This is a genomic window from Kordiimonas lipolytica (assembly GCF_042651265.1).
Classification (GTDB): Bacteria; Pseudomonadota; Alphaproteobacteria; order Sphingomonadales; family Kordiimonadaceae; genus Kordiimonas; species Kordiimonas lipolytica.
Genome location: NZ_JBHSCR010000001.1, coordinates 289,649 through 315,220 on the forward strand (window position 1 = coordinate 289,649; position 25,572 = coordinate 315,220).

Annotated in this window: 22 protein-coding genes and 1 tRNA gene; 13 read left to right on the forward strand and 10 right to left on the reverse strand. The window is 55.0% G+C overall.

The window, feature by feature from the left end; all coding sequences use genetic code 11:
* Window positions 1–113 precede the first annotated feature (113 nt).
* On the forward strand, window positions 114–1,568 hold the full coding sequence (locus ACFO5Q_RS01325) for a DEAD/DEAH box helicase (protein ID WP_068151093.1): 1,455 nt from the start codon (window positions 114–116) through the stop codon (window positions 1,566–1,568).
* Between the two features lie 76 nt (window positions 1,569–1,644).
* The gene (locus ACFO5Q_RS01330; protein WP_156432033.1) at window positions 1,645–2,922 is read left to right on the forward strand and encodes a hypothetical protein; all 1,278 of its coding nucleotides are present in this window, start codon (window positions 1,645–1,647) and stop codon (window positions 2,920–2,922) included.
* Here ACFO5Q_RS01330 and ACFO5Q_RS01335 read toward each other — a convergent pair.
* From ACFO5Q_RS01335 to ACFO5Q_RS01355, 5 genes are all read right to left on the reverse strand, one after another.
* Window positions 2,919–3,218, reverse strand: a complete 300-nt coding sequence (locus ACFO5Q_RS01335) for a hypothetical protein (protein ID WP_068151098.1) — start codon at window positions 3,216–3,218, stop codon at window positions 2,919–2,921. The genes ACFO5Q_RS01330 and ACFO5Q_RS01335 overlap by 4 nt on opposite strands.
* Complete coding sequence (queG, locus tag ACFO5Q_RS01340) at window positions 3,215–4,285, reverse strand: tRNA epoxyqueuosine(34) reductase QueG (RefSeq protein ID WP_068151101.1); 1,071 nt, start codon at window positions 4,283–4,285, stop codon at window positions 3,215–3,217. Before queG ends, ACFO5Q_RS01335 begins: the two co-directional genes overlap by 4 nt.
* A 1-nt stretch (window position 4,286) precedes the next feature.
* Complete coding sequence (locus ACFO5Q_RS01345) at window positions 4,287–4,955, reverse strand: glutathione S-transferase family protein (protein ID WP_068151104.1); 669 nt, start codon at window positions 4,953–4,955, stop codon at window positions 4,287–4,289.
* 137 nt (window positions 4,956–5,092) lie between these two features.
* Window positions 5,093–9,601, reverse strand: coding sequence for a glutamate synthase large subunit (gltB, locus tag ACFO5Q_RS01350; protein WP_068151107.1), 4,509 nt, complete (start codon window positions 9,599–9,601; stop codon window positions 5,093–5,095).
* Between the two features lie 18 nt (window positions 9,602–9,619).
* Window positions 9,620–11,047 (reverse strand): NAD(P)-dependent oxidoreductase, encoded by a 1,428-nt coding sequence (locus ACFO5Q_RS01355; RefSeq protein WP_068151109.1) that lies wholly within the window; start codon window positions 11,045–11,047, stop codon window positions 9,620–9,622.
* A 376-nt stretch (window positions 11,048–11,423) separates the two neighbouring features.
* On the opposite strand from ACFO5Q_RS01355, the gene ACFO5Q_RS01360 reads away from it, so the two are divergent.
* Window positions 11,424–12,254: an undecaprenyl-diphosphate phosphatase gene (locus ACFO5Q_RS01360; RefSeq protein ID WP_068151162.1), complete on the forward strand. Its 831-nt coding sequence runs from the start codon at window positions 11,424–11,426 to the stop codon at window positions 12,252–12,254.
* On the opposite strand, the gene ACFO5Q_RS01365 is transcribed toward ACFO5Q_RS01360, so the two are convergent.
* The gene (locus ACFO5Q_RS01365; protein ID WP_068151113.1) at window positions 12,251–13,192 is read right to left on the reverse strand and encodes a complex I NDUFA9 subunit family protein; all 942 of its coding nucleotides are present in this window, start codon (window positions 13,190–13,192) and stop codon (window positions 12,251–12,253) included. The genes ACFO5Q_RS01360 and ACFO5Q_RS01365 overlap by 4 nt on opposite strands.
* Before the next feature lie 212 nt (window positions 13,193–13,404).
* On the opposite strand from ACFO5Q_RS01365, the gene ACFO5Q_RS01370 reads away from it, so the two are divergent.
* Window positions 13,405–13,491, forward strand: a tRNA-Leu gene (locus ACFO5Q_RS01370).
* A 158-nt stretch (window positions 13,492–13,649) separates the two neighbouring features.
* On the opposite strand, the gene ACFO5Q_RS01375 is transcribed toward ACFO5Q_RS01370, so the two are convergent.
* Entirely contained in the window at window positions 13,650–13,871 is a 222-nt protein-coding gene (locus tag ACFO5Q_RS01375; protein ID WP_068151116.1) for a helix-turn-helix domain-containing protein, read from the reverse strand.
* Between the two features lie 166 nt (window positions 13,872–14,037).
* On the opposite strand from ACFO5Q_RS01375, the gene ACFO5Q_RS01380 reads away from it, so the two are divergent.
* From ACFO5Q_RS01380 to ACFO5Q_RS01405, 6 genes are all read left to right on the forward strand, one after another.
* Window positions 14,038–14,247, forward strand: a complete 210-nt coding sequence (locus ACFO5Q_RS01380) for a hypothetical protein (RefSeq protein WP_068151119.1) — start codon at window positions 14,038–14,040, stop codon at window positions 14,245–14,247.
* A 12-nt stretch (window positions 14,248–14,259) separates the two neighbouring features.
* A complete protein-coding gene (locus ACFO5Q_RS01385) occupies window positions 14,260–15,444 on the forward strand; it encodes a tyrosine-type recombinase/integrase (RefSeq protein WP_068151123.1) in 1,185 nt (394 codons plus the stop codon).
* A gap of 3 nt (window positions 15,445–15,447) precedes the next feature.
* Window positions 15,448–15,879, forward strand: coding sequence for an MbcA/ParS/Xre antitoxin family protein (locus ACFO5Q_RS01390; protein WP_068151126.1), 432 nt, complete (start codon window positions 15,448–15,450; stop codon window positions 15,877–15,879).
* A 34-nt stretch (window positions 15,880–15,913) separates the two neighbouring features.
* Window positions 15,914–16,105, forward strand: a complete 192-nt coding sequence (locus tag ACFO5Q_RS01395; RefSeq protein WP_068147957.1) for a hypothetical protein — start codon at window positions 15,914–15,916, stop codon at window positions 16,103–16,105.
* Window positions 16,106–16,117: 12 nt separating this feature from the next.
* Window positions 16,118–16,468, forward strand: a complete 351-nt coding sequence (locus ACFO5Q_RS01400; RefSeq protein ID WP_068150123.1) for a hypothetical protein — start codon at window positions 16,118–16,120, stop codon at window positions 16,466–16,468.
* A gap of 99 nt (window positions 16,469–16,567) precedes the next feature.
* Window positions 16,568–17,713, forward strand: coding sequence for an NAD(P)/FAD-dependent oxidoreductase (locus ACFO5Q_RS01405; RefSeq protein ID WP_068150125.1), 1,146 nt, complete (start codon window positions 16,568–16,570; stop codon window positions 17,711–17,713).
* Between the two features lie 160 nt (window positions 17,714–17,873).
* Here the strand turns inward: ACFO5Q_RS01405 and ftsH are convergent, their stop codons facing one another.
* Window positions 17,874–19,685: an ATP-dependent zinc metalloprotease FtsH gene (gene ftsH, locus ACFO5Q_RS01410; protein ID WP_068150131.1), complete on the reverse strand. Its 1,812-nt coding sequence runs from the start codon at window positions 19,683–19,685 to the stop codon at window positions 17,874–17,876.
* 348 nt (window positions 19,686–20,033) lie between these two features.
* On the opposite strand from ftsH, the gene ACFO5Q_RS01415 reads away from it, so the two are divergent.
* The 3 genes from ACFO5Q_RS01415 (at window position 20,034) to ACFO5Q_RS01425 (ending at window position 22,892) form a co-directional block, all read left to right on the forward strand.
* Window positions 20,034–20,810, forward strand: coding sequence for an alpha/beta fold hydrolase (locus ACFO5Q_RS01415; protein WP_269448986.1), 777 nt, complete (start codon window positions 20,034–20,036; stop codon window positions 20,808–20,810).
* 194 nt (window positions 20,811–21,004) lie between these two features.
* Window positions 21,005–22,081, forward strand: a complete 1,077-nt coding sequence (locus ACFO5Q_RS01420; RefSeq protein WP_380084277.1) for a phospholipase D-like domain-containing protein — start codon at window positions 21,005–21,007, stop codon at window positions 22,079–22,081.
* Window positions 22,082–22,193: 112 nt separating this feature from the next.
* Window positions 22,194–22,892, forward strand: coding sequence for a lycopene cyclase domain-containing protein (locus ACFO5Q_RS01425; protein ID WP_068150138.1), 699 nt, complete (start codon window positions 22,194–22,196; stop codon window positions 22,890–22,892).
* Here the strand turns inward: ACFO5Q_RS01425 and ACFO5Q_RS01430 are convergent.
* Together ACFO5Q_RS01430 and ACFO5Q_RS01435 are read right to left on the reverse strand one after the other, a co-directional pair.
* On the reverse strand, window positions 22,889–24,163 hold the full coding sequence (locus tag ACFO5Q_RS01430) for an APC family permease (RefSeq protein WP_156432009.1): 1,275 nt from the start codon (window positions 24,161–24,163) through the stop codon (window positions 22,889–22,891). The two genes, ACFO5Q_RS01425 and ACFO5Q_RS01430, sit on opposite strands and share 4 nt — an antisense overlap.
* Window positions 24,164–24,240: 77 nt before the next feature.
* On the reverse strand, window positions 24,241–25,569 hold the full coding sequence (locus tag ACFO5Q_RS01435) for an APC family permease (RefSeq protein ID WP_068150142.1): 1,329 nt from the start codon (window positions 25,567–25,569) through the stop codon (window positions 24,241–24,243).
* Window positions 25,570–25,572: the final 3 nt, after the last annotated feature.

Below are 25,572 nucleotides of genomic sequence, written 5' to 3' on the forward strand. Positions count from 1 at the left end.
AACCCAGTCAGTGACAAGGCCGATACGGCCCCTGCCCGGTTGAGGAAAAGGCGTTCATTCGAAATGAATGCAGCAGCGCCCATGGCCTGCCTTAACCGTGTTAGGAAAACTGAATGACTGACTTCACCGCGCTTGGTCTGAGCGTGCCTGTAATGGATGCGCTCGAGTCCGAAGGCTTCAAGACCGCCACCAAAATTCAAGCCCGTACCATCCCGTTCCTTCTGGACGGTCGCGATGTCGTGGGCCTTGCCCAGACGGGCAGCGGCAAGACAGGCGCCTTCGTGCTGCCAATGATCGAACGGCTGCTCAATCACGAGGAACGGCCGAAATCAGGCATGCCGCGTGCTCTGATCCTTGCGCCAACCCGCGAGCTGGCGATCCAGATCACCGATGCGGTGAAGACCTTCTCGCGCAACACCAAGCTGAGGAACTGCACCATCTTTGGCGGCGCCCCCTACCGCACGCAAACCCATATCCTGCGCCGCGGCGTGGATATCCTTGTGGCAACGCCGGGCCGCCTCTTGGACCATATGAAGCAGGGAAATATCTATCTGGATGAAGTTGAGTATTTCGTGCTGGATGAAGCTGACCGCATGCTGGACATGGGCTTTGTTGACGACGTGACAAAAATCTCCGCCAACATCCGGCGTGAGCACCAGAGCGTGATGTTCTCCGCGACCCTCAATGACAAGATCAAGGATCTGGCGTCCACGCTTCTGAAAAACCCGGAGCATGTTGAGATCACGCCGGAAGCTACCGTTGCCGACAACCTGATCCACAAGGTAATGTTCGTGGCGCGGCACGACAAACATGAGCTGCTGTTCCACATGATCGAAGAAAAGCGCGTTTCCAAAGCCCTTATCTTCGTGCGCACCAAAAAAGAAGCCGACGAGTTGGCGGAAATCATGCTCGAGAAGGGCTATCTGGTTGACGCCATCCACGGCGACAAGCAGCAGCGCCAGCGCGAACGCATCATCCGCTCTTTCCGGAGCGACAAGATCGATTTCCTCGTGGCGACCGACGTGGCGGCACGCGGTATCGACGTCAAGGACATCGACCATGTGTTCAACATCGATGTGCCGATCGAAGCTGAAAGCTATGTCCACCGCATCGGCCGCACCGCCCGCGGCGGCAAAAGCGGCGAAGCCTATACTTTCTGTTCAAAAGGTGAATTCAACCTGCTGCAGGCCATTGAGCGCCTGATCAAGATGCGGATCGAGATCGATCACGATCACCCGTTCCCACAGCAGCCCAACCCCAAGAAAGGCAAGGCCAAAGTACGTCCGCGCCCGGGTGGCCCGCGCACAGACCGCGCAGAAGCCAGCGGAAAGAAGCGGAAAGACCGCAAAGACCGGACGCCGCTTCACAAGCAGAGCAAGCACCGCAAAGGCCAGAGCGCTGCAGGCAAAGCTTCTGGCAAACCAGGTAAAAGCAGGCCCGCAAAAGGCAAGTCCGACCAGGGCAAGCCCACGAAGGGCAAGCCAGCCCGCAGCGGTAAGCCAATGGCGAAATCGGCCCGCCCGAAGAAAAGCGGTGGCGGCTTCGATACCCTGAAGCGTCGTGCTTGATCTGAGGGCCTGATCTGGGGCGCTGATCCAAAGACAGGCTTGGCGGATTGACAGAATTGTGCCTAGGATGCGTTCCATGAAACACATCCTGGGCATTTTCATTTTTGCCGTCGTGCTGGCGAACTCCGCCACCGCGGCGGACCTTTTCTTTGAAACCGAGGCTGCCTATCAGGCGAGCCAGGCAGAACGCAACAAGGGTGTCGCAGCCTTCCGCGAAGGCGACCACCAGACCGCTCTGACGCACATCGAAGAAGCCCTCAGGCACCGACCCAATCACCCCCTGCTTGTGGGATATGTGGCCTATCTGGCGGCGGAAACGGGCGATACAGACAAGGCCTGGAAGGCCGCCAATCAGTATGCGGCGCTGGGTGTCGCGCCGGGGGCCGATATCCGCCTCGCGCTCAGGAACGCGCTGGGTGAAGTGCGCGGCGATGAGCTGGACCGCCTGTTTGATGCCAACATGGCGGTGGCAGGTAGCGCCCAAGTAAAACTCATGCTGCCGGAAAACCACCGGTTGGTGGAAGGCATCGCACAGGACGCCCACGGGCGCTTCTATTTCGGCACCGTGGTGTCGGGCGAAATCATCCGCATGGACGCCACTGGCCCGAAAAAGATCGTCGACGCCAAACAGCATGAGTTTGGCAGCTTCTTCGGCATGACCTTCCATGACGGCAGCCTTTACGCCACCTTCGCCCACATCGAGCAGACCCCCGGCTATACTGAAGGCGAAGGCCAGACCGGCATCGCCCGCATCGATCCGGCAACCGGAGACATTCAGGATGTCTGGACGCTGCCGGGCGGCACGGAAGACCAACAGCTGGCGGATATCACCGTGACCAAGGATGGCAGCATTTTCGCCACGGACGCCAAAGGCGGGAAGGTCTATCAGATCACGGGCGATACGCTGTTCCCGCTGTTCGCCCATGATGGTTTCATGAGCCCACAAGGGATCGCGGAAACCGCTGACGGCCAGCTGATCATGGCGGACTATGGCCGCGGCCTGTGGCATCTGGACCGGAAGAGCGGCGATGTGAGCCTGCTCGGCGTCCCGACGGACGCCAGCCTGCACGGCATTGACGGGCTGGCACGCGGTGGCGATAGGCTGATTGCCATCCAGAACGGGGTCAACCCGCACCGCATTCTGGCGCTGACAATCACTGAGGATGGCAGGTCTGTTCAAAATGTCGTGGTGAAGGCACAGGCCCTGCCTGATTTTGACGAACCCACCCTTGGGGTCGGCACCCCAGACGGCTTCTATTTCATCGCCTCAAGCCAGTGGCCCAAGTTCGGGCCGGGCGGCATGGTCAAGGAAGGCACTGTGGTTAGCCCCACCGCGGTGATGAAGCTCAATTAATCGACACTGTCGCTGACAATGTCATAAACATCCGGGAACAGGGTGCGCTCAAAAATGCCAACCTTGGCCTTGTAGCCCGGCTTGAAAAAGAAGGGGGCGAGCGTTTCAATGGTGCGTTCCTGCCCGTCTGCGAACCGTACCGTGATCAGGCGATAGCCGTTGCCGCCGGGCACGTCCTCAAGCTTGACGATTTCAGCAACCACCGTGATGGAGGGCTTGGCGGGTACGCGCGAGAAGAACCACGCACCGACGGCCACAGCAAGCAGCACAAACCCTATGGGTAAAAACCTTTTCATTCCAAATCCCCCACTTCTTTTAGTTGCGCTTGCGCCCATTTGGCTGCATCACGCACCACGGCGCTTTCATCCTCGCAAAGCTTGGTCACACGTGGCAAGTGGCTTTCGTCGCCCGAATTGCCGATGGCATAAAGCACATTGCGGACAAACCGGTCACGGCCAATGCGTTTGATCGGGCTGCCGGAAAACACTTCGCGGAAAGTAGCGTCGTCCAGTTCGGCCAGGTCTTCAAGTGCCGGGGCGCCCAGTTCCACCCGCGCGTGGAAGGCGGCCTCCGCCGAGACCTGCGCGAACTTGTTCCAGGGGCAGGCGGCCAGGCAATCATCACAGCCATAGATGCGGTTGCCAAGCGCCTTGCGGAACTCTTCCGGAATCGGGTCCTTGTGTTCGATCGTCAGGTAGCTGATACAGCGCCGGGCGTCGATCTGATAGGGCGCGGGGAAGGCGTCTGTCGGGCAGGCATCAAGGCAGGCCCGGCAACTGCCGCACTGGTCCCGGTGCGGTTCGTCTGTGGGCAAGTCCAGGGTGGTATAGATGGCGCCCAGGAAAAGCCAGCTGCCAAAATCGGGGCTGACCATATTGGTGTGCTTGCCTTGCCAGCCAAGGCCTGCGGCGGCAGACAGCGGCTTTTCCGGCACGGGCGCGGTGTCCACGAATACCTTCAGTTCGCAGCCCCAGGTCTCCACCATCCAGCGCGCCAGCGCCTTCAGGCGTTTCTTGATGATGTCGTGATAATCCTTGCCGCGCGCATAGACGGAGATATTGCCGAAGCCCTTTTCCTCAAGCAGCAGGCGCGGGTCTGCCTTCGGGCCATAGTTAACGCCCAGCATGATGGCGCTTTTCGCCTCGGGCCACAGGTTCGTGGGGCTTTCGCGGTGATGCAGGCGCTCTTTCATCCAGGCCATGGTGCCGTGGCGGTCCTGCGCCACGAACGCCCGAAGCCCCTCTACCACCTTGTCGCTGGTTTCCGCGCGTGTGATGCCGAAGGCGTCGAAGCCCAGCTCGCGTGCTTTTTCTTCAAGCGCGCCCCGAATGTCGCCGGGGCCGGATTTCGGACCCCCCGACACCTTAGAAATCCAGTTCGCAATAGTGCGCCGGCGGCTTCAGCCCGGTGATGCGGTCTTCAAGAAGCGCGCGCACAGACCGGCGGGACTTGACCCGCACATACCATTCCTTGACCTGCGGCCAGTCTTCCCAGTTGATGTCGCCGAAATAGTCGACCACCGAAATGTGCGCGGCAGCCGCTGCATCTGCCATGGTGAACTGCGGCCCCGCCAGATAGTGGCGGCGCTCCGACAGGTAAGAGATATATTTTAGGTGCACCTTCAGGTTATGGGCCGCACAGCGGATGGCTTCCGAATCCGGCTCGCCCATCCTAAGGAACCGCTTGAACAGCTTTTCCGAGACCGTATGGCGCGTCACTTCCGTACCCAACTTATTATGGAACCAGCCCGTAAGGCGGCGGATTTCATAGCGGTCTTCCGCGTCGCCGATCAGCATCGGCGGCTCCGGGATCACTTCCTCAAGATATTCGGCGATGGCCATGGTGCCGGAATAGGCGTGCCCGTCGTCCATCACCAGCACAGGCACCTCGCCTGCAGGGTTAAGGGCAAGGAAAGCCGGGCGGCGCTCCCACTCCTTTTCAAGGCGCAACTCAAAAACCACGCGCTTCTCCACCAGAAGCGCGCGTACAAACCGCGCGGAAGGACTAAGCCAGTGATGATAAAGTATTGGCATAACAGCCCCTTATTAGCCGATGCGTAGCGCCGCGCCAATCCGGAAAACGCTGGCACACGTGAAAAACCCCCGGGAAGGCAAATGCTCCCCAGGGGTTATGGTCTCTTTCAATTAAGGCTGTTGTTTGACAGGCCGCTTTATGCCGTCAAGGCTTCCTCTTCGGCTTCGTCGCTTATCGGATACTCCAGCCGGTTCACCATTTCCTTCGGCACAACCTGCCAAAATTTGCCCCGCTTGGCTTCCCAGTTTGAAAGCACCGTCGCGCCCCAGCGAGAGTGGGTTTCCGCTACATGCTCCTCAACGAGGGCCTTCAGGACAGCTTCCCAGTGCGCGGAAGACAGGCGATTATAAAGCACCGTTTCCTCGTTCACATGTTCTTCGAACGTGCCTTCAGCGTCGAGAACGAAGGCCATGCCGCCGGTCATACCCGCGCCGAAGTTGTCACCAACCCCGCCAAGGATCACCGCTGTGCCGCCGGTCATATATTCGCAGCCGTTGGCACCACAGCCTTCAACCACCACTGTCGCGCCCGAGTTCCGGACCGCGAAACGCTCGCCCGCCTGGCCGGCCGCAAACAGCTTGCCCGCCGTGGCACCATACAGCACGGTGTTGCCAATGATGGTGTTGTCGTTTGAGTTGAACGACGCCCGGTTCGATGGCCGCACCACAATGGTGCCACCCGAAAGGCCCTTGCCGACATAGTCGTTGGCGTCACCCGCCACTTCAAGCTTCAAGCCCTGCACCGCAAAAGCGCCGAGCGACTGACCGGCAGAGCCGCGCAGCCGCACGGTCACATGGTCAGGCTTCAGGCCGGTCATGCCGAAGGTCCGCGTGATCTCTGATGAGAAGCGCGTGCCAATGCCGCGAAGCGTGTTCTGCACCGAGTATGTCAGCTGCATCTTCTCGCCTTTACTGAAGACTGCCTTGGCGTCCTCCAGCATCTGGGCGTCCAGCGTGTCCGGCACTTCGTTGCGGCCTTCAAGCGTGCAAACAGCGCGGCGGTTACGGCCGCCGACTTGCACCAGAAGTGGGTTGAGGTCCAGATCATCCAGATGGTCCGCGCCGCGACTGACCTGATGCAGCAGGTCCGTGCGGCCAATGATGTCATCGAGCTTCTGGACCCCGAGCTCAGCCAGGATTTCGCGCACTTCTTCAGCGATGAAGCTGAACAGGTTCACCACCTTGTCGGCCGTGCCGTCGAACTTCTTGCGAAGGTCTTCGTCCTGCGTACAGATGCCCACCGGGCATGTGTTCGAGTGGCACTGGCGCACCATGATGCAGCCCATGGCCACAAGGCTTGCCGTGCCCACGCCGTATTCCTCAGCGCCCAGCATTGCGGCGATCACCACGTCGCGCCCCGTGCGGATACCGCCATCGGTCCGCAGTTGCACCCGGTGACGAAGCCCATTGAGGGTGAGCACCTGATTGACCTCTGCAAGACCAATCTCCCACGGCGTTCCGGCATATTTGATGCTGGTCTGCGGGCTTGCGCCCGTGCCGCCCGAATGGCCGGACACCAGGATCACGTCGGCGTGCGCTTTCGCAACACCGGCGGCGATGGTGCCGATACCGGCAGAAGACACCAGCTTCACACACACCCGTGCCCGCGGGTTGATCTGCTTCAGGTCGTAAATCAGCTGCGCCAGATCCTCGATCGAATAGATGTCATGGTGCGGCGGCGGCGAGATCAGCGTCACACCAGGCGTGGAGTGCCTGAGGCGTGCGATCATTTCCGTCACCTTAAAGCCCGGCAGCTGGCCACCTTCACCCGGCTTGGCGCCCTGGGCCACCTTGATCTCAAGTTCTTCACAGGCGTTCAGATATTCAGCCGTCACCCCAAAGCGACCGGAGGCCACCTGCTTGATCGGGCTGTTGGCATTGTCGCCGTTTTCATACGGCGTATAGCGTTCCTTGTCTTCGCCACCCTCGCCCGAGACGGACTTGGCGCCAATGCGGTTCATGGCAATCGCCAGCGTTTCATGCGCTTCTTTTGAAAGCGCCCCCAGGCTCATGCCCGGCGTGATGAAACGCTTCCTGATCTGGGTGATCGATTCGACCTCATCCAGCGGCAGGGCCTCATCCGCCCGGCGGAAGTCCATCAGGTCCCGCAGGTTCACCGGCGGCAGGTTATGCAGCCCTCGTGAATAGGTCAGATATTTTGCGTAATTATCCTGTGTGACTGCCGTTTGCAGCAAGTGAATCAGCTGGCCGTCATGGGCATGCACCTCACCGCCGCGGCGGTACCGGTAAATGCCGCCGATGGGCAGGCTCGCGCCTTCCTCATCAAATGCCTTGGCGTGCTGCTCAAGCACCTTGTGCTGGATACCCGAAAGGCCGATGCCTGAGATTTTCGTCGGCATGCCCGGGAAGAACTCCGCCACCAGCGACCGCGAGAGGCCAAGCGCCTCGAAATTGTTGCCGCCCCGGTAACTTGAGATCACCGAAATGCCCATCTTGGACATGATCTTCAGGAGTCCCTGGTCGATGGCCTCAGACGCGCGCCAGATGGCGTCGTTGAGGTCCATGTCGCCAAACAGGCCCTTGGCGTGCCGGTCTGCGATCGCATCCTGCGTGAGGTAAGCGTTCACCGTGGTCGCCCCCGCGCCGATCAACACAGCGAAATAGTGTGGGTCCAGACATTCGGAGGAACGCACATTCAGGCTGGTGAAGGTGCGCAGGCCTTCATTGATAAGGTGTGTATGCAGGCCGCCCGCCGCCAGGATCATCGGCACCGGCGCACGGTCTGCGCTGATGGCCTCGTCCGTCAGGAACAGGTGGCCCCGGCCTTCGCGTACGGCGTCCTCCGCCTCGCGCCGGATACGGTCCAGTGCTTCCCGAAGCGCGCCGTCGCCACCGCGGGCATCGAACGTACAGTCGATCACCTGCGCTTCGTCACCGAAATGACTGATCAGCGTTTTCCATTCTCGGTTCGAAATCACAGGGCTGTCGAGCACGATGGCACCCGCCTGCGTATGACCGGCATCAAGCACGTTGTTGAAGTTGCCGAAACGGGTTTTCAGCGTCATCACCCGGTGTTCGCGCAGGCTGTCGATCGGCGGGTTGGTTACCTGGCTGAAATTCTGCCGGAAATAATGGCTGAGGTTGCGGTATTTCGAGGACAGCACAGCCAGCGGCGTGTCGTCGCCCATGGAGCCAATGGCTTCCTTGGCGGTCATCACCTGCGGCTGCAAAATCAGCTCAAGGTCTTCATGGCTCAAGCCCGCCACAATCTGGCGACGCCGAAGCTCTTCACCCGTAAACTCCGGCTCTTCCGGGCCACGGAAGCCGGGCAGTTCGTCAATCTTGCGGATATCCTCAACCCAGTCCTCAAACGGCTGGCTTGCGGCCATCTTGTCCTTGATTTCACGGTCGTGATAGAAGCGGCCTTCCTTGAGGTCGAGCGCGATCATCTGACCCGGGCCAAGGCGGCCTTTTTCCAGCACGTCTTCTTCATCCACAACCACCATGCCGGTTTCCGACCCCACGATCAGATAGCCGTCGTTCGTCACCGTGAAGCGCATGGGGCGCAGGCCGTTCCGGTCCAGCCCTGCGATAACCCAGCGGCCATCAGTGGCAGCAAGCGCGGCCGGGCCGTCCCACGGCTCCATCACAGAGTTGGTATAGGCATACATGGCGCGGTGCGCGTCCGGCATGCTTGGTTTGTTGGTCCAGGCTTCAGGGACCAGAAGGGTTTTCACCATCGGCGCGTCACGGCCCGCGCGCACCATCACCTCAAACACCGCGTCAAGCGCTGCGCTGTCGGATGCGCCCTTTGGCACCACAGGCTTGATATCTTCGGAATGCTCACCGAACGCGATGGAGGCCATCCGGATCTGGTGGCTGCGCATCCAGTTCACGTTGCCGCGAATGGTGTTGATCTCACCGTTGTGGGCCAGCATGCGGAACGGCTGGGCCAGCCACCACTGCGGGAATGTGTTGGTGCTGTAGCGCTGGTGATAAAGCGCGAAACTTGAGATAAACTTCTCGTCCAAAAGATCCGGATAGAAGGTGGAAAGCTGCTCGGCGAGGAACAGGCCCTTGTAGATCACCGACCGGCAGGACAGCGAACAGATATAGAAATCCCCGACCTGCGCCTTGATCACAGCGGCTTCGATTCGGCGACGGCAGACATAAAGCTCGCGCTCAAAGTCCTCTTCGCTCGCGCCCTTGGTGTTCTCGATCATGATCTGCTCGATCTCCGGGCGCGTGGCCTCGGCCTTCTCGCCGATCACATCGATATCCACAGGCACCTGGCGCCAGCCATAGATGGCATAGCCAAGCGCGAGGATTTCCTTCTCAACAATCGTGCGGCAGGTTTCCTGGGCAGAAAGATCAACCCGCGGCAGGAACACCATGCCCACAGCCAGCTTGCCCTCAGACGGTTTATGGCCCGTGGCGCGCACATGTTCCTTGAAGAATTCCTGCGGGATTTCCACGTGGATGCCCGCGCCGTCGCCGGTTTTGCCGTCAGCGTCCACAGCACCCCGGTGCCAGATGGCCTTCAGGGCCTCAATGCCGCGCAATACCACTTCGCGCTTCGGCTTGCCGTCCAGCGCCGCAATAAGGCCAACGCCGCAGGAGGAATGCTCATCAACCGGGTCGTAAAGACCGATTGGGCCAGGGACGTGCTCGTTAAACTGTTGCATTGATAATACTCCCTCGCGTTACGCTACCTGGCGCGCTTTTTCTTTGAGATACTTCTTGATGCTGTCGGCGGCGTCGCGGCCGTCGCGGATGGCCCACACAACAAGCGATGCCCCGCGCACGATGTCGCCTGCGGCGAACACGCCGTCCAGGTTGGTCATCATGCTTTGGTGGTCCACCGTTACCGTGCCCCAACGCGTCACCCGAAGCTCAGGCGCGCCAAACATGGCCGGCAGGTCTTCGGGCTCAAACCCCAGCGCCAGAATGGCCAGGTCGCAATCAAGCGTATAGGATGAATTCGGCACCGGTTCCGGCGCCTGGCGGCCCGTGGCGTCCGGTGCGCCCAGGCGCATCTCGTAAACGCGGACACCTTCGACAACATCGTCGCCCGTGAAGGCCTCCGGCCCCGCGAGCCAGACAAATTCAACGCCTTCTTCCTCCGCGTTCTGCACTTCGCGCACAGAACCGGGCATGTTTTCCCGGTCGCGGCGATAGACACATTTCACAGATTTGGCGCCCTGGCGCACGGCCGTGCGCACGCAGTCCATCGCGGTGTCGCCACCACCGATCACAACTACATTCTTGCCGGTCGCATTCAGGCTGCCGTCATTATATTCCGGCACATCATCGCCCATGCCCACCTTGTTGGAGGCTGTCAGGTAATCCAGCGCCTCGCGGATGTTGCCAAGACCCACACCCGGCACCTTCAGGCCGCGCGCGCGGTAAACACCAGTGGCGATCAGAAGCGCATCATGCTTTTCCCTGAGCTCGCTCAGGCCCGCCTCGTCACCCACCTCGAAATCCAGATGGAACGTGATGCCGGATTGCTCCAGCCGGCCCGTACGGCGCTCCACCACATCCTTTTCAAGCTTGAAGCCGGGGATGCCGTATATCAGCAGGCCGCCAGCGCGGTCATGCCGGTCATAGATATGAACCTGAAAACCCGCTTTCCGAAGTTCTTCAGCCGCCGCAAGGCCCGCCGGGCCCGCGCCGATGATGCCAACGCTTTCCTTCAGCTCCACGCGCGGGGTGATCGGCTTGATCCAGCCCTGCTCCCAGGCATTGTCCGTGATGAATTTCTCTACGCTGCCGATGGTGACGGATTTGAAATCCTTCTCGATCACACAGTTGCCTTCGCACAGGCGGTCCTGTGGGCAGATGCGGCCGCAGATTTCCGGCATATTGTTGGTGGAAGCCGCCATCTCGTACGCTTCCTCCAGCCGGTTTTCAGCCGTCAGGCGCAACCAGTCTGGAATATTATTCCCGAGCGGGCAGTGAATATGACAGAAGGGCACACCGCACTGGCTGCAGCGGCTGGCCTGTTCTTCTGCGCCTTCAATATTATAGCGCGCGTAAACTTCGTCGAAATCGCCGACGCGTTCTTCCGCTTTGCGCTTTTCCGGCATTTTCTGGTCGATCGAAACAAATTTCAAAAGATCGTCGGCCATAAGTCACCCTTCTTCTGGTCACGGTTTATCTCGAATCTTCAGACACTTGGAGACAAAGGGAGGCTTCGGCGGTCCTTCATTCAGGGTCGTCGGCAGAGCCTCTGGATTGTCGCGTAATAATAGTGTCTGCGAATCTGCTTGTGCGCATTATATGTTCAAAAATCTCAAATTTCGAGTAAAAAATGCATAATAGGACATAAAAGCTGACCTATTATAGCTAAACCCATTGAAAATATCGAGTCTTTTTCGGTGATGGTCGCTTATTTTAGTACCACATTGGTATCATATAGAATGTCGCATCCCGGATAGGGCGCTGATATAAGGAATCAACAAATTGGTCGGCGCGCTGAATGCCGGCTTAGGGGAGGACATTCTTTTGACCGCGCTGCATATTTTCGTTCTGGCCATTGTCCAGGGCATCACCGAATTCCTGCCCATCAGCTCAAGTGGTCATCTGATCCTTGTGCCCGCGCTCACCGGCTGGCCGGATCAGGGGCTGATGATGGATGTGTCGGTGCATGTGGGCACGCTTGTCGCCGTGCTCCTGTATTTCCGTGAGGACACCAAAGGCCTGTTCCTGGCGGCACTTGGCGCAGTTGGCATCGCGCCTGCCCGCCGCGCGGTCGCGGACACCATCTATGCGAAGCTTTTCTGGGCGCTGGTGATCGCCACCATCCCGGCGGTCATCTTCGGCTTCGCGGTGAAAGTATCTGGCCTTGCTGACCTGATGCGCGGCGCGGCCGTTATCGCTACCACCTCGATCGTGTTCGGCCTCTTGCTGTATGTTGCCGACAAAAAAGGCGCGACCGAGAAGATGCTGGACCGCATGGCCGTAAAGCCCGCGCTGATCATCGGTTTCGCGCAGGTTCTGTCGCTGATCCCCGGCACCAGCCGCGCCGGCATCACCATGACGGCGGCGCGCTATCTGGGCTTTGGCCGGCAGGAAGCGGCGCGTTTTTCCATGCTGCTGTCGATCCCGACAATATTGGGCGCCGGCGTGCTCTTGGGCAAGGATGTGGCCGACAGCGGCGATCCGGTGATCTGGGTCGATGCCGCCATCAGCGCCGGGCTGGCGTGCCTTGCAGCCCTTGCTGCGATCCATTTCCTGATGAAATGGCTGGAGCGCGCCAATATGACCATCTTTGTGGTTTACCGCGTGCTTCTGGGCGTCGGGCTGTTTGCTCTTATCGGGACAGGCACCATCTAGGACGCCCTGAACTGCCCCTTCGGCTTATATTGCTGGCTGTAGCGCGGCAGCACGCCCGCGATCCCGGTTGGTGTAATACCGAAGGCCTCGAACCCTTCCGCCCCTTCCGACACGATATTGTCTGACCTGAGGAGCGTCACCTGATCGCGCGTCAGCGGCGGGTTCGGCAGCATCTGCATAAAGGTGGCCTGCAGCATCGCCAGGCCCCACGGCACGCGGATGATTGGCCGGTGGGTGCCGATGCGGTCCATCATGTCCTGTAGAAGGGCGCGAAGGCTCATTGCTTGCGGGCCGCCAAGCTCGAACGTCTTGCCCTCAAACGCGTCACCGCCACGGCTCGCCATCACCGCCGCCGCCGCCACATCGTCCACATAAACGGGCTGGAACTTGGTGTCCGCGCCCGGAATGGGCAGAATGGGGAACATCTTCACCAGTTTGGCGAAGCGGTTATAGAAGCCGTCTTCCGGCCCGATCACAACGCTGGGCCGCAGGACCGTTGCTTTCGGGAAGGCCGACAGCACCGCGTCTTCGCCCATGGCCTTGGTGCGGGCATAGCGGCTATCGGATGCGTGCGTGGCCCCCAGCGCCGACATATGCACCATATGTTTGACGCCTTCCTCTGACGCCACACGGGCCACAAGCCCCGCGCCTTCCGCCTGCAGCGCCTCAAACGTCTGCCCGCCACTGTTATAAAGAATACCTACCAGATTGATCACCGCGTCCGCGCCGCGGATCGCCCGCCTGACAGAGGCCTCATTCTTCAGATTCGCGGCCATCAGCTGTATCTGGCCCAACTCCCCCAGCGGCTTGAGGAACAGCGCCTCATTGGGGCGGCGCACGGCCACGCGCACCCGCGCGCCTTCGCGCGCCAGCCGTTCCACAATATATCTGCCGATAAAACCAGACCCGCCAAAGACGGTAACAAGCCGATCTTTCATCGCCTAAGTCCTTTCATCAAAAAGAAACTTTACCCTGGTGGGATGAGTGTAAACCCTTTGGGCGCCGGTCGCAATTCGCCCGCAACCGGTCTCTATACGCAGCGGCCCCATGCGCCGGATGGACCCGCCCGCAAATTTTGTGATTTTTTTGGAACAGGATGCTTGACAGCACCCCCTCAGCCGCGCTAAATCCCGCCGACCAATTGATCCGTGCCCAGATGGCGGAATTGGTAGACGCGCTAGCTTCAGGTGCTAGTGTCCGTATGGACGTGGAGGTTCGAGTCCTCTTCTGGGCACCAATCAAAAAGCCTTTTGTTTCCAAATGGATACGAAAGGCTTTTTGCTTTTTGTGAACGCGCGCACCCTAGGTTCAACCCGCCCTTGGGGACCATAAAGGGACCACGTGGGGACTACGGCCTCTAAGGCAAGTGCTCCGCAGGCCTCCCTTATCTCCGAATCAATCAGGGATATACTCCAGCAAATCTTGGATTCTGCAATCGAAGTATACACACAAACGGTTCAAATTTTCAGTTTTGGCATTGTAGTCATGCACTGACTGCATCTTGGACAGTGTGGTTTTACTGATCCCTGTTGCTTCAGCAAGCTCATCCAACTTGATCTTGCGCTTCTCGGCGATTTCCTTTTTCGCCACCAGCTCCCTGAGCAATATCCGAATCATTTCCGCCTCTCTGCTTTCCCATCCTCATTTAAATAGCACGACACTTTTTCAAAGCCCACGAGAATAAATTTAAGTGTGCTTTAATTTTTATATTGACCAATCACAATTAAACATGTTTAAGTCTACTTGGATTTAACGAAGCGTACATCAACAGCGGAGCCTTAACATGACCTACCTAACGACCAACGAACTCTCAGAACGTATCAAATACGACCCGCGCACCATTCGGAATTGTCTGAAAGACAGTGTCCTCTTTGAGGGTGTTCATTACATCCGCCCTTTTGGCGGGCGCAAAATTCTCTACATCTGGGAGAAAATTGAAAAAGACATGGCCATCGCGCCCTCAATCAGCACCTTGCTTGCTGGCATTCAGTAAGGGACATGCCCTATGGCAAGTGTAAATACCAAAAATGGAAAACTCTTCATCGACTTCCGATACAAAGGGATCAGATGCAAAGAATATACGCGGCTGCCGGACAAGCCACAAAACCGAAAGCGGCTTACAGAAATTGCAGCCCGGATTGAAGCAGAGATCCTGTTGGGCACTTTTGAGTATGCCAGATATTTTCCAAATTCAAATCAGGTAGAAAAGCTCCGGATCATTGAAAACCGTACAGCATGTGCACGATCAAGCATGCCCACTTTCGAAGAGTTTGCGGAGGTATGGTTTCTTGAAAAGCAACCAGAGTGGCGAAATAGCTATATCACTAACATTAGGCAAACGATGGACAAGTATCTGTTGCCGACGTTTGGTGCAAAACCACTCGATACGATTACCAAGGCAGACATTCTATCGTTCAGGAGCGATCTCGTTCGGCAAGACGGCCTAAAAGGTCGGAAATTATCACCGTCACGCATCAACCATATCCTGACCCCAGTTCGGCAGATTCTGACAGAAGCGTCGGACCGATATAGCTTCCAGACACCCTATCGAAACATCAAACCCATCAAGGTACCTCGGTCAGATGTTGAGCCCTTCACTCTACAAGAAGTGAAACTAATTCTGGATCATATCCGGGAGGACTTTAGGGCCTACTACACCGTCCGCTTTTTTGCCGGGTTGCGAACAGCGGAAATTGACGGCCTCCCATGGGACTCGGTGGACCTTGAAAGACGGCAAATCCTTGTAAAACAAGCCATCGTGAACGGCGAGGTTGTTCCGACCAAAACAGACGGATCCTACAGAACTGTCGATATGTCCGGGCCTGTCTATCAGGCCATGGCTGAGCAGCAGAAGGCCACCAAAGGGCAGGCCTATGTTTTCTGCAATGGTGCAGGGCAACCGCTGAGACACAATGATGTCACCAAGAAGATTTGGTATCCCATTCTAAATCTCTTGGGCCTAAAAAAGCGCCGCCCCTACCAAACACGCCATACCGCCGCCACACTCTGGCTTGCTGCTGGTGAAAATCCCGAATGGATTGCCCGCCAAATGGGCCACAGCAACACCAAAATGCTATTTGAGGTCTATAGCCGCTATGTCCCCAACCTTACCCGAAAAGACGGCTCAGCTTTCGAGCGACTATTGAAAGCTGAACTCAACCACCCACTAGCCACGACAGACAAGGAATAAGAAATGACCCGGATGAAATATGCAAAACAAACAGCCCCCAAACTATTGCCGGCAGACCCTTTCCACCAGAAACTTACCATTGAGCTTTCCTTCACAATCATGCGCGGTTGGGCATTGTCTGACAGCGAGCAATTCACACTGACCGGCCTCAAAGACACATATATCTTTCAGTTGTGGCAACAGCGGGTTTTCACCGAACTGAGCAAGGAGACCTATCTTCGCCTTGCCTGCGTCATCGATGTAAACCGACAGCTAAAGCTAATGGGCACGTCAGCCACTTCAGCCGTCCGGTGGCTCAAGTCGAACAATCCTGCTTTTCAGGATCAAAGCCCCCTCCATCATATGCTCGGCCATGGCCTGGAAGGCATTCAAGATGTGAGCAGGGTTCTTTGTCAGCAGGTTCACTACCCGCTCAACACCACCCACCTTCATTAACCGCCCTATCCACGACCCGCCAAAGGAGGCACCGATGACTGCTTCTCACGCTACTGCTACGCCTAAAATCGCCGGTACACAGCCCCTAAAGACAGTGACCGCAGAATATCTCACCACCTGTCACAAAGAGTTCATTGCGTGGCTCTTTGAACAAGCTGCCAAAGGCGGTTATCACATTCTGCTCGTGCTAGCAGGATTGATCTCTGAAGCCACAAACTGGTTCTGAGGGAGGCAAGACATGAACAAAATATATGATGGCGTCATCGAAGACGCATGCCTCGTTTCCTTCACGGATGCTCCTGAGCACCACAAAAATCTCCGTTTGCTATGTGGTACTGTTGTGGAAGATAAGCTCCAGCGCTTCCGCTCTGGCGACGCCTTCCGGTCATCGCCTGTCCTAGAGGTTGATGGCGATAATGTGCGCACCGCCAATAGTCTCTACCAAGTGAAAGGTCCGCTGGACCATATCGAGCTGCCGTGGTCTCACTTTGAGGCAGTGCTCCGATTGATGCACCCTAGGGAAATCAAAGACTTTGTGGATGAGGGCATCACTGAAATCCTTATTCAGGCTGAAACTAAGAAAGAATGAAGCATCTTCAATGTTAGATAAATCAGTCACAGTTGCAATGCTAGTATACAATACCCGAATTCGTACTGTTCAGAATGCAGGATATGGTGGAGCGGCATTGTGACGACACAAAAGGCAATCCAAATTGTTGGCGCAGGCCCATCGGGTTTGGCTTGCGCCATAGTATTGGCTCGCGCAGGCTTCAAAGCTAAAATTTATGATAGAAGGCCGGGAGTTGGCGGCCGATTCCATGATGACTTTCAAGGGCTAGAGAACTGGACCGCAAAAGACGACATATTGCGGGAGCTTGAGCTCGCAGGAATGAAAATCAACTTTGATGTCCTTCCGGTCCGGCATGGTACAGCCTTTGATGCTTGGGGTCATGCCTACGACATCAATAGTAATGCACCACTATATTATCTCGTCCGCCGGGGGCAAATGGCCGGAACCCTTGACCGGGGCCTACTACAACAAGCCCTGGATTTAGATGTGGAAATACAGTTTGGCCATCCGATTGAAGAGGTCGATAGCCCTGCGGTGCTAGCTATCGGTCCACGTACTGCTGACGCGATTGCCACAGGCTACATATTTGAAACGACCATGCAAAATGGAAGCTGGATTTGTTTCAACAAAGAATTGGCCCCCCTTGGCTATTCATATCTACTTGTTTGGCAGGGGCGCGGCACAGTGGCAAGCTGCATGTTCACAGGCTTCAAAAGCCACCAGAAGTTTGTTGATCGTACCGTCGCATTCTTTGAAAAAAAAGCTGGCCTCCAAATGACCAATCCGCGACAATTCGGGGGCTACGCGAATTTCCGGTTACCGGAGACTGCCACCCAGGGCGACAATTTGGTCATTGGCGAACAGGCCGGGTTTCAAGATGCTCTTGCGGGCTTCGGAATGGGCTATGCTATACGATCTGGCATATTGGCAGCTCGCAGCATCATTGAAGGTACGAGCTATACGCGGCTCTGGAGACGTGAACTGCTCCCGCAGCTCAGAACATCTGTTTGCAATCGATTTATCTTCAATGTCGCGGGGCGATATGGTCACAGATATGCTATCGCAAACCATATAGCCACTGGCGACGCCCGCGAAGCACTGTCTGCATTGTATCAACCATGGTGGGTAACAAAGCTATTACAGCCCATCGCGTTGTTGCGCTACAGGCATCCTCTGCGCGACAAAAGCTGTGATCATATAGATTGTACATGTGTTTGGTGTGAGCATGGCATCACCGGCCACCCAAGCCAACACGATGGATAAGACATCAAGCCATCTCAGCGCAAATCGCAGCTACTGCAGGACTACCCTGGGGCTTTGGATGCTTTGCACAGAGGATATTTTACTATGTTAACTATGCCCGTGAATATCCTGACAAGTGGGCTCGCAACAACCTTGCCACATTAGGTTTGGCTCAGAGAACCTACTTAGAGTGCCGATGAAGATATTGCCCCAATTCTTTACCACTTAGTGTTTCCTTTTCCAATAGACCCGCGGCAGCTGCATTGAGAATATCTCGTTTTTCTCGGAGAATATTTGTTGCTGCATCAAAAGCCTTATCAATTAAATCATGCACGGCGCTATCAATCTTACTCGCTGTTTCTTCACTATAGTGCCGCACACGTTCTGGCGCGGGGCTAAGAAATTGTTGCGGCTCAACTTCATAGGCTATTTGCCCAAGAGCCTCGACCATACCAAAACGGGTAACCATAGCACGAGCGATATCAGTCGCCTTCGCCAGGTCATCAGCGGCACCGGTTGAGACTTCATCAAAAATGAGAGCTTCAGCTGCACGCCCCCCCAATAGAACCGCCATCTTATTTTGGAGCTCGGTTCGACTCATTAGAAAACGATCCTCTGTCGGTCGCTGGATAGTATACCCCAGCGCACCAACACCACGCGGGATAATCGATACCTTGTGAACTTCGTCTGTCCCGGGCAGAGACATAGCGACAAGGGCATGCCCCATTTCGTGAAATGCCACAACATTCCGTTCATGGGGATTCAACAGTCGATTCTTTTTTTCCAGACCAGCAACGATGCGCTCGATCGCTTGATTGAAATCTTCCAAGGTAACAGCGTCGGCACCGCGGCGTGTCGCTAAAAGGGCTGCTTCGTTCACAAGATTTTCAATGTCCGCGCCACTAAAGCCTGGAGTCAAAGCGGCAATTTGAGCCAGATCAACATCGTCTGCCACTTTGGCTTTTCGAATATGAACCTGCAAAATAGCCAGGCGCCCACCCTTATCGGGGCGATCTACCAGAACCTGCCGGTCAAACCGACCGGCACGTAGCAGTGCCTGATCCAAAATTTCCGGGCGGTTCGTAGCTGCGAGCAAAACCAAGCCATCCCTTGGGTCGAAGCCGTCGAGTTCAGACAACAACTGATTGAGCGTTTGCTCTTTTTCATCATGCCCACCCAATCCAGGATACGCTCCACGGGCACGGCCCAACGCGTCTAATTCATCGATGAATATAATTGCTGGGGCTTGTTTGCGAGCTTGCTCGAAAAGATCCCGTACTCGTGCCGCGCCAACGCCAACAAACATTTCGACAAATTCGGAACCATTAATTGAGAAGAACGGCACCCCCGCTTCTCCCGCCACGGCTCTGGCAAAAAGTGTTTTTCCAGTTCCTGGAGGGCCGACCAGCAAAATACCCTTTGGCATGCGGGCGCCCAATCGACCATATCCTTTTGGCTCCTTCAAGAAATTGACTATTTCCTCCAGCTCAGCCTTGGCTTCATCGACACCAGCGACATCTTCGAATGTAACCTTGGTGTCCGTTTCCAAATATACCTTGGCCTTGCTTTTCCCAATCGACATTGCTCCTCCGCCAAGGCCCTGCTTTTCCGCCATCCGACGGATTAAAAACATCCAGATGGCGACAAAAAATAGCGTCGGTAGCAACCAGGACATTAGGTCACTTAAAAAGGTGTCTTCCACAACGCCAGCAACCTTAACGTTATATTTAGAAAGCTGTTCCGCTAAGGCTGGGTCAACTCTAACAGCTATGACATGTTGCGGTTGCTCGCCGTTGCCGCCTTTCAGCGTGCCTTGAACGTATTGCGAGGTTATCACCACCTCGCTCAATTGATCACTTCTGAGATAGTCCTCGAATTCGCTATATGCGACCGTGGTGACGTGAGGCTTCTGAGCAATAACATCTTGAAGAAGAAGAATGCCAAACACCGCCAAAACGACATACCAAAAGTAGATCCGTGTTTTCTGGTCCATCCTTACGCTCCATATAGCCGGCTTGAGACTTACCTCACCCGTTATATTGACAGAGCACTCGAGCTAAGCATCAAGATACTATTGCCACGATACAGGTGCCTCTTTGATTTATGTCAACAGCTACCGTTGTTACTCAATCGATATTTCATACGATTATAGGCAATCATCGCAAGCTGATAGAATTTGTGGTCGCTGCTTCACTGACGCAGGAAGTATATTGATCTGCCCCCGGATCATGCTTGTGGAAATATTGCATTGCGACATAATCTTTCAAAACACAAACGCCCTGAACTGCTGCCCATGAACAAAACAATGTCTGAGACGCTATCACTCACGTTTCTTGGTGATATGTCACCGCAAAAAGCTTCCGCGGACGAACCTCTTGTATTTTTACATGGGCTCGGTGGTACAACCCGTTACTGGACCTGTATGCTAGATAGAGCACCACTTGGTCGGTCAGCAATTTTTGTAGATTTGTTAGGATTTGGGGACTCTCCTCGACCTTGGTGCCGTTATACGGTAGACCGTCACATAGCTACCCTCCACAATTCGCTTGCACCATTGGGGCCTATCACATTGATAGGCCATTCGCTTGGAGCCGCATTAGCGCTCATCTATGCTTCGCGGTATCCAGAACAGGTCAGATCTCTCGTCCTTATCAGCTTACCCTGTTTTCACGACAAAAAGCGCGCGTCAAAGTGGTTTCGGCACATGCCTGGTGGCTGGATATTTACGAACATGGTGATAGCCGCATTAGTGTGCATGTTTACTCGTCACGTAATAGGCCGCCTGCTGCCCCTCATCTTAACTGACTATCCGCGTGAAGTTGCAGAGGACCTCGTGAAGCACAACGCGATGTCGTCCATCACATCACTATGGAACATTCTCTATCGTCGAGATTTGACTAATGACGCCCAAGAGATTTCCCCCAATATCGACGTCCTTTGTATCCACGCCATCGATGATGACACCGCGCCCTACGCGGAAACAGCGGCTCTTGTTGGAAAGATGGAAAATTGGCAAATTCGGCAGATAGACGGTGCTCGACATCATCCCTGGCTTTTGAATACGCAAGCCTGCCTAGAAGCAATCAAAGATTTCTGCGACCGCCGGAGAGCACCATAACGGCATGCGCGATACGGTTCACCTATCGGGCGGTAGCCTCTAGCTGCCTTCTCTATTATCCACAAGCTTATCTTATTATTTAACGATGGAACAAGATAACCAAGTCGGCCTTTCAACGGATTCCCGTTGATCACAGTCCAAATAGGTTTAGGTTAAGGAAATTGTCTATTTCTTGTCGCATGGAACTCGATCCGATGCAGCAATCCTACATGGAAAAGTTTGATCTTTTTGTCGACGGTGATGAATTGTATAGCTCAATGTTGTCGACAATCGCGACCGCAGAGAACACCATCGACTTTGAGAGCTATATTTTTGCTGATGATGTGGTTGGCAATCAATTCGCCAAGGCCTTGGTTCAGCGAGCTCAGCAGGGGGTCAGCATTCGATTGCACCTTGATGCGGTTGGATCAATGTTTGCAGCCTCCCGTCACTTGGAAAAATATTTACGCAACGGCGGGGTACAGGTGCAATGGTTTCACCGTTGGAATTGGCGAAGGCCCTGGCGCTATAACCGAAGGAATCACCGTAAACTGCTGGTTATCGACAACAAAATTGCATTTCTAGGGGGCTTCAACATTCACAAGGAAAACTCCCGCAAATCCTATGGGGATTCATGCTGGCGAGACACGCATATCCGGTTTGAAGGGCCCGTAACTCACGCAGCGTCCCAAATCTTTGACGCATTCTGGCGCGGCTGTAGGGTTCACACCAATGATTTGCAGAACACAGAAACAGTCTTGCTGCACAACCCAACCCGTTCCTGTCGGCACCGCCTCAGATGCACCTACATGGCATCATTTCTGGCCGCAGAATCATGTATCTATATAACAACACCATATTTTGTGCCTGACCACCGCCTATTAAAACACATGAAACAGGCAGCCCGGCGCGGCGTTGATGTCAGGCTGTTGGTTCCGAGAATAAGTGACGTACGAATAGCACAGTGGGCCGCGCGCCATTTCTATGCTTCCCTGATAAAGGCGGGCGTTCAAATTTATGAATACCTGCCAAGAGTACTGCATGCCAAAACAGTGGTTGTAGATGATACATGGTCTGCGATAGGCACAGCAAACCTAGACTATCGCAGCTTCTTTCTTAATTACGAACTGACATTGGCAACCAATAATCACATGTTGGCAAAAGGCCTCCGAGAACAATTTTTGTCGGACCTAAACGTGTCCGAAAAAATCCTGTTGAGGAATTGGAACACAAGATCCAGACTTTCCAACATTCTTGAACATATGGCTGCAATGTTCAGGCGTTGGCTGTAAACAAAAAATAAATCTGCGAACTTCACATATAGGCTGTTCACAGTCTCCCCCCTGAACCAAGAAGGGGTGCTGGCAGAGGACGTTAGCTAAACTGGAGAGGGAGAATGCCGTGATGACCATGCATTATACATATCTAACATGGAGCCTTCTGTTACTCGCAATCTGGGGAGGTGTTTTTGTTGCCAACCGGACAGAAAAGAAGAAAATGCTCTTCGTCAGCGTAAGTACCATGCCACTTGGGTTAACCGAGCCGCTCTTTTATCCAGAATATTGGTTCCCACCTACCCTTTTTGATTTGGCGGCCCGAACAGGTCTCGATGTAGAAAGCCTAATTTTCTCCTTTTCGGTTGGAGGACTTGCAAGCGCACTATACGGCATTGGACAACGTACCGACATGGAGCTTATGCCAGAATGCACCAAACGTCAGAAACGCCATCGCTTTCACAAGTTAGCACTGGCGTCACCAATATTAGCCTTTATACCTATGTTTATCTTCTCGGAACTGAACGCAATTTATATTGCTTCTATCTCAATGGCTGTGGGTGGCTTGGCTACTGTTTTGTGTCGGCCAGACCTTTTTAAGAGAATGATTTGGAGCGCCAGTATTTTTGGGGGCCTCTATTTCCTGTTTTTCGCCGCTATGAGCTGGTCACACCCAGACCTGGTTTCTCTATATTGGAATAATAACGCCATCAGCGGTTGGACCATTGTCGGAGTGCCAGTGGAAGAGCTGTTGTTTGCTGTAACCTTCGGCTTTATGTGGGGCGGTCTGTACGAGCATCTCGGATGGTACAGGTCCATCCGTACTTAGCCTGCAGGCAAGGCAAACAGAACCGCGAACGTCAATATACCCGCCATCGTTACAAAACACATAAGGCGCAAGCCTTCTTTTATACTTGCAACGCTACCCTGACAAATCACCCAAATTCCCAATAGTGTTTGCAGAAGGTAATATAGGGCAAACGCGCGCGACGCGAATGCAATGATAGCAAAGATATCCGTGACCCAAATGAGTATGATTGCACTTCCTACAATACCTAAATAAGCGGTACGGCTCGAAAGCCTTTGATCGCTCTCCTGTTCGAGCAATCCCCCGGCACCGACTGTATCAGCAACCGCTGCGCTAAACTGGCTCATGATTGCTGCCAAGGCCAAAAGTGCAGGTAGAATTGGGGCTGCAAAAGCCGACAGGTCAATTATCGCTGTTTCATCTGGATTGCCCTGTTCCAAATGATGGATCAAAGGCAGAATCAGAATGATAAAGAACAGATATATAACCGCTGAAAGACGCTGAGCTAACTTCATGCTGGCAATCCGCTTATCCGCGCTATATTCGCTTGCTAGATAACGCGACGTCTCAAACCCTTGTACGACCAGCAGCATACCAGCCAACATTCTCAATTGATCCAAAAAGGAAAGATGGGCTGCTCGCACTCCAACAAAGGAAAAACCCTCGACCAGGTTGTGATGTAGCAAGCCTGCTAACAACGCCACAATGATTGCAAGCTTAACGGAAACTGCGAGCGTTTCCATGCGTTCGAGAGCGGTCAAGCCGTAGCGCCAACCCAGGCCACCGATTGCTGCCAAAACAATCGTCGTAAAGGAAGCCTCCAGAAAGGGGGCCGTATCTTCGAAAGCACTAAACAGAAAGGCCGACATCAAACGCAAATAAAACGCGATCGAAATAACATAGGCGATCGAGAGGGTTATACCGGAGGCATGTTCCAATCGCCGCACAATCAACGGCTGGTAACTTCCCGCGTGTCTTTCACAATAGTTGATATTGAATCGGATGACAGCACCAATGCCGTAAGCAACAAGCAATATACTGGCCATTGCCAATGGCGCCAACTCTCCAGCAACCTCAGCCATTAAAGGTGCGATGATTAGAAATCCACTCCCTATAATGGAGGCAAGGGGCGTCACTGTCGCGCGCCAAAATGAGGACTGTCGCAGGTGCTTGTTCTGGAGTATTGCGAAAGCAAGAACAGCAACCAGCAACACAGACTCGTTCAACAACAGCATAGAGGAGCTATTGGTTGACATCGGTGCTGTGGTTCCTACTGATTGCGTATTTTGCAATGCACCTCCTCCACATACAAGTCCTGAAGGTCTGAGCCTTAAAAACCCTGAACTAGCTTTTCACCTTCGAGGGGCCGCTAATGATGGTGGTGTTCATGGCCCACATCACCTGCTCCTCGAAGGTTGCGCAGGTAAAATCTTTCGAAAGCAAATACAGCAGCAATGCTGCTCGCGGAGACGATAATGATGAAGGGGTCAGTGGACCCTTTGATAAAGATAAAGGCCCCCAACATAAGCGCATCCAGAACCATTGCCACAATCAGAACCCATATCGCCGCTGAGACATCGCGACGCAGGTGTCTAAACACGCCCCAGTGAATGATTATGTCCATCAGGAGGTAGAATATGGCTCCCATTGACGCGATCCGGCTCAGATCAAAGAAGGCCGCCAGCAGGCTTGCCAATACCACCGTATAGACCAGTGTGTGTTTCTGAATCCCACCCGGCATTCCGAAATGGCTGTGGGGAATCAGCTTCATGTCTGTAAGCATCGCCAGCATGCGCGACACGGCAAATGTGCTTGCAAGCAGACCGGATGCGGTTGCGATCAAGGCAATGATCACTGTGAATACAACACCGTCGTCCCCTATCGCGGGGCGCGCGGCTTCAGCCAATGAATAGTCTTTCGCTTTGACGATTTCGGCGACAGACAATGTTGAGCCAACGGCAAAGCTGACTGCAAGATAAACGGCAAGGCATATCAACAATGACAGGACGATGGAGCGGCCCACGTTTTTCTTCGGCTCCTTCACCTCGTCACCGCTGTTCGTGATCGTCGTGAACCCTTTGTAGGCCAGGATGGCAAGGGCCGTAGCAGCCAGAAAGTCCGGCAGGGACCGGTTAGCAGGTTCTCCACTCAGCTTTGACGCAAAGCTGAAATCCGCCGCCCACAGGGCCAACAGGGCAAAAATTAAAATCCCGCCTACTTTGATAACTGCAGAAGCCAGGGATATCCGGCCGATAATTTTGTTCCCGGAGATATTGACCAGAAAGGCCGCGACGATCAGCCCCACAGCAATAGTCGGAACCAGGATTTCGCCCTTGTCAGTGTCAATCAACCGCAACAGATATGTCGCAAATGTCCGAGCCACCAGGCTTTCGTTAATGATCATGGAAAACGCCATCAGGAGCGCTGCGGCACCCGTGATGGTGGCAGGCCCATAGGCCTTGTGCAGGATCATCGCGATGCCACCAGCCGACGGATACTTACGCGATACAACAATATAACTGTAGGCGCTGAAGCCGCTTACGATTGCAGCCAGAAGGAACGCAAGCGGAAACCATGGCCCCGCGTATTCTGCAACCTGTCCAGTGAGCGCAAAAATGCCTGCGCCAATCATGACGCCAGTTCCCATGGCCACGGTTGCGATCAGTGACAGGCTTCCCTTTTCATAAGTCGGCTTCATTTT